We start from the raw sequence: 1,534 nt of genomic DNA on the forward strand, positions 1-1,534 counted from the left end.
TTCCATCGTCTGACCGGCTTGTTCGACGAGCGAGGAGCCGTCCTGGACCTTGTGGGAGGAGTCTTCGATCAGTTCCTTGATTTCCTTGGCCGCCGCCGCACTGCGCTGCGCCAGCGTGCGCACTTCGCCCGCCACCACCGCGAAACCACGGCCCTGTTCACCGGCGCGCGCGGCTTCCACCGCCGCATTCAGCGCCAGAATGTTGGTCTGAAAGGCAATCCCGTCGATTACGCTGATGATGTCGACGATCTTGCTCGAGCTGGTCGAGATGCCCTGCATCGTGCCGACCACGCGGCCCACCACTTCGCCGCCGCGTGCGGCGATGTCCGACGCGTTCACGGCAAGCTGGCTCGCCCGGCGCGCGTTGTCCGCGTTCTCCTTGACGGTGGCGGTGAGCTGCTCCATCGACGACGCCGTCTCTTCGAGCGACGCGGCCTCCTGTTCGGTGCGTGCCGACAGATCGGTGTTGCCCGCGGCAATCTGCTGCGCGGCCGAGGTGATCGACTCGGTGCCCGAGCGGACCTCCGTCACCGTGCGCACGAGGCTGTCCTGCATATGCTTCACGCCCTTGAATAGACGCCCGGTTTCGGTGTCGTTCCACACTTCGATGCGCTGCGTCAGGTCGCCGCCCGCGATCCTCTCGAAATGCTTGATGGCGTCGTCGATGGGGCCGACGACGGCGCGCGTGAGCGTGATCTGCGTGATGATGCCCACGAGCAGGCCGATGACCAGGCCGATGCCGACCAGCCACATCACCAGCGTGTAACGCGCCTGGGCGGCCAGGTAGCGGTTCTCGGCAGTCTTGTTCTGCAAGTCGGCCAACGCCACCATCGCCTTGGTGTAATCGGAGAAGAGGCGCGGCACGTCCATGACCGTCTTGGCGTGGAAGTCCGGGATATCGCCCGACTCAATGGCCTTGAGTGCGGGCACGATGCCCTCGTTGACCACCTTGCCACGGGCGGAGATCACTGCATCGGCCAACGGCTTTTCGCTGTCGGACATGGGCTTCGCCGCGTAAGCGCCCCACGCGTCGTCTGCCGCCTTGAGGTTCTGACGGACGCGCTCGATGGCCGTCTTGATCTCGGTCGGATCGGCAATGAACTCGATGCGCGAGAGCGTCACGCGAGCCGTCAGGGTGGAAATCGTCGTCTGTGCGAGGGAGCGCGACGACGCCATGTCGTTCCTGTAGATATCGCGCAGCGACGCATTGCTTTGTTGCAGCGAGAGGAGACCCGCCGCGGCGCCGACGACCAGCAGCACCATGAAGAGTCCCAGCGCCAGCGTCAGCCGTGCCCGGATGGTGACATTCTTAAACATAACGATCTCTACCTCGTGAAGACCGGCCTGCGGCCGGTGTATCCATCTCAACTATCCGAATTACCGACCCGTCAGAATTCTTCCCACTCGCCCGAATCGCTCGCGTTTGCGCTCGACGTCGATCCGGTCGACCCGCCCGCCGGCGCCTTGCCTCGACGCGCGGCCATTTGCAGCACCTGCGCGTCCTCCGGCGTGCCGGCGGCGGCGGGCGCCGTCG

The 1,534-nt window shown here is 65.2% G+C and carries 1 protein-coding gene; it reads right to left on the reverse strand.

Going from position 1 to position 1,534, the window contains the following annotated elements; translation table 11 throughout:
• The coding region (locus A985_RS29710; protein WP_017233505.1) for a methyl-accepting chemotaxis protein at positions 1–1,317 on the reverse strand (1,317 nt) is incomplete at its 3' end.
• Positions 1,318–1,534 lie beyond the last annotated feature (217 nt).

It is taken from the genome of Pandoraea sp. B-6, assembly GCF_000282835.1.
Lineage (GTDB): Bacteria > Pseudomonadota > Gammaproteobacteria > Burkholderiales > Burkholderiaceae > Pandoraea > Pandoraea cepalis.